Origin of the sequence: Micromonospora globispora (assembly GCF_003857015.1) — a bacterium.
GTDB classification, from domain to species: Bacteria; Actinomycetota; Actinomycetes; order Mycobacteriales; family Micromonosporaceae; genus Micromonospora; species Micromonospora globispora.
Map to the genome: position 1 here is coordinate 1 of NZ_QGGF01000638.1, position 2,278 is coordinate 2,278.

Here is a 2,278-nt window from a genome sequence, read left to right on the forward strand (position 1 = left end):
GCCAGCAGCAGGGCGCCGGTGGTCACCGCCACGCCCCGGCCGACGGCCGCCGCGACCGCCGCGACCGCCAGCTGTGCCGCGACGATCTGCCCGGCGCGGACACCGGCCGCCGGCCGAGGCGGGGTGGCCGTCCACTGTGGCGATGATGTCTGCCGGGTGGCCGACGGCGCCGGGCGCCCGGTGGTGGTCGCCGTCACCGCGCCTCCTCCGCGTTCGTCGAGTGACGTTGGCGTGGCTCATCGTAAGGGTTCCGCGATCGTACGTTGTCCACAGGGGAGGGAGAGGGGGTAGCAGAACCGGAGTCGGCCCGCTACCGTCGGCGACGAGTTCCGCCGGGCGCAGCCGGCCGGTGACACCGGCCCGCGCACCGGCACGTCCACGATGGTCGTTCCGGCGGCCAGCCACGACCGAGGAGACGAGGTGACGTCCGGGTGTCCCAGACCCAGGCAGAAGCCGCGGTGATGCAGCAGACCGCCGCGAAGTTCGAGCAGGTGGACCAGTCGTTGCAGGCCATGCTGAGCGGCCTGATGGCCGAGCTGGAGGTGCTGCAGCAGGCCTGGCGGGGTGCCGGCGGGCGCTCGTTCGAGCAGGTCAAGCAGCAGTGGGCGCAGGACCAGGCCGCCCTGCAGCGGGCCCTGCGGGAGACCGCCGGCGCCATCCGCACCGCCGGTCAGCAGTACGACGTCTCGGACACCGAGGCCGCCAGCCGGGTCGCCGGCACCCACCGCGGCATCCAGTTGCCGCTGTAGACCTCACCGAAGGGGAGATCCGATGGACCACGGTGTGCTGGTCGTCAACTTCGCCGCGCTCCAGCAGGCCAGCGCGGACATCCAGAAGGCGCTGAACAACCTCGAAAGCCAGCTCGGTCAGCTCGAACGGGACGCCGCCCCACTGGTGGCGAGCTGGGCCGGTGAGGCTCGGGAGGCGTACGAGCAGCGGCAGACGCGGTGGCGGTCCGCCTCGCAGGACCTGCAGGCGATGCTGCGCGACATCAAGCTGGCCGTGGACGACTCCGCGGCCGACTACCTGGACACGGAGAAGAGGAACGTCAACCTGTTCCAGTGAGGCGGATCGGCGGCGGCGTCGGGCGGTTGCCGTCCACGCCGCCGCCGTTCCTGTTTCCGGCGGTGCTGCTTTGCACGCGCCGCGTCGCCGGAGACGGTCAGGCCGGGCCGGCCGGTTGCCACCGGCGGCGGGCGCCGCGCGGCAGCACCACGGCCAGCAGCACGGTGACCGTCGCCGCGCCCCCGGTGGCACCGGCCACCAGCAGCGCCCGGTGCTGTGCCGAGCGCCGCCGGTCCCGCTGCGCCTGCGCTGCCGGATCGGCCCGCTCCACCGGCAGCACGGCCGCCGGGGCGGCTCGCCCGGTCACCGGGCCCGGAGCCTCGGCGACCGCCCGATACGGGTTCAGCACTCCGGCGCCGTACCCGTCGCCGGTGCCCGGCGCCGGGTCCGTGCTGGCCACGATCCGGCCCACCACCTCGGCGGCGCTCAGGTCCGGGCGGTACTGCCGGAGCAGCGCCGCGGTGGCCGCCACGAACGGGGCCGCGTAGCTCGTCCCCTCCGCCCGGTGGTGGCCCTGCTCGGGCGCTGCCATCAGGACGTCGCTGCCCGGCGCCACCAGGTCGACGTACGGGCCGATCTGGGAGAAGGGGGACCGGACGCCGTCCGCCCCGATCGCGCCCACCCCGAGCACGCCGTCATAGGCGGCCGGGTACGGGCGCGGGTCGCCGCTGTCGTGCAGGTTGCCCGCGGCGGCCACCACGACCACGTCCCGGCGGAGCGCGTAGGCGACCGCCGCCCGGACGGCCGGGGTGTCGGCGTAGAGCACGACGGAGAGGTTGAGCACGTCGGCGTCGTGGTCCACCGCCCACCGGATGGCCCGGGCGAAGTCGGCGGCGCCGACCGTACGCCCCGACTCCCGCCCCTCGACCACCTGCTGCTCGCTGACGCGTACCGGCAGGATGTGGGCGCCGGGCGCCAGCCCGTGGAACGCGACACCCCGGCGGGGCGTCGCCGCGATGATGCTCGCCACCCCGGTGCCGTGCCCGGCGCAGTCCCGGGTGCCGTCACCGCCCGGGTCGAGGAAGTCCGTGCCGTCGAGCACCCGTCCGGCGAGTTGCGGGTGACGGCGGTCCACCCCCGAGTCGATCACCGCCACGACGATCCCGGCGCCGGTGGCCAGCGGGGCGAGCCGGTCCGGGGCGTACCGCTGCTGGGGCCACGGCTGGTCGGCGACCGGGCGGGACGGTGCGGGCGGGGCGGCGCAGCCCGGCGT

General features: G+C 75.6%; 3 protein-coding genes and 1 pseudogene. 2 read left to right on the forward strand and 2 right to left on the reverse strand.

Going from position 1 to position 2,278, the window contains the following annotated elements; genetic code table 11:
* A pseudogene (locus DKL51_RS31180) lies at positions 1-197 on the reverse strand (type VII secretion protein EccE); the annotation flags it as partial.
* A gap of 234 nt (positions 198-431) precedes the next feature.
* Here DKL51_RS31180 and DKL51_RS31185 point away from each other — a divergent pair.
* Positions 432-749 carry a WXG100 family type VII secretion target gene (locus DKL51_RS31185; RefSeq protein ID WP_109947047.1) on the forward strand — a complete coding sequence of 106 codons (318 nt, stop codon included), beginning with the start codon at positions 432-434 and terminating at the stop codon, positions 747-749.
* Between the two features lie 22 nt (positions 750-771).
* Positions 772-1,065 (forward strand): WXG100 family type VII secretion target, encoded by a 294-nt coding sequence (locus DKL51_RS31190; RefSeq protein WP_109947048.1) that lies wholly within the window; start codon positions 772-774, stop codon positions 1,063-1,065.
* 97 nt (positions 1,066-1,162) lie between these two features.
* Here DKL51_RS31190 and mycP read toward each other — a convergent pair.
* On the reverse strand, positions 1,163-2,278 hold a 1,116-nt coding region (gene mycP / locus DKL51_RS31195; RefSeq protein WP_124813056.1), incomplete at its 5' end, for a type VII secretion-associated serine protease mycosin.

Coding starts and splice junctions, on each gene's coding strand:
- DKL51_RS31190 (WP_109947048.1), top strand. CDS start 772: ATGGACCACGGTGTGCTGGTCGTCAACTTCGCCGCGCTCCAGCAGGCC.